This is a genomic window from Gilvimarinus gilvus (assembly GCF_030518155.1).
GTDB classification, from domain to species: Bacteria; Pseudomonadota; Gammaproteobacteria; order Pseudomonadales; family Cellvibrionaceae; genus Gilvimarinus; species Gilvimarinus gilvus.
In genome coordinates, this window is the sequence record NZ_JAULRU010000213.1 from 1 (window position 1) to 322 (window position 322).

Consider the following 322-nt stretch of genomic DNA (forward strand, 5'->3'; position numbering starts at 1 on the left):
GTATTGGCTGATCCTAAAGTGGTTGTGCTGGATGAGGCTACCTCGGCACTGGATGCTGAAACCGAGTACAACCTCCATCGGGATCTGGCTGATTTTCTTAAGGGTCGAACCACGATTATTGTTGCGCACCGTCTGAGCGCCGTTAAGCAGGCGGATCATGTTTATGTATTTGAAGATGGTCAGGTTGCTGAGCAGGGTGATCATGAGCAGCTTTTAAAGCAGAATGGGTTGTATGCCCGCTTATACGGGCAGCATCAACAGCATTAGCGAGGAAGTTTATGGCTGGTAGATATCACTGGTCAGGCGGTAATCAGGTCGAGCT

Annotated in this window: 1 pseudogene; it reads left to right on the forward strand. The window is 49.7% G+C overall.

Features of this window, described 5'->3' with window-relative positions:
• A pseudogene (locus QWI17_RS01690) lies at positions 1 to 267 on the forward strand (ABC transporter ATP-binding protein); the annotation flags it as partial.
• Positions 268 to 322 lie beyond the last annotated feature (55 nt).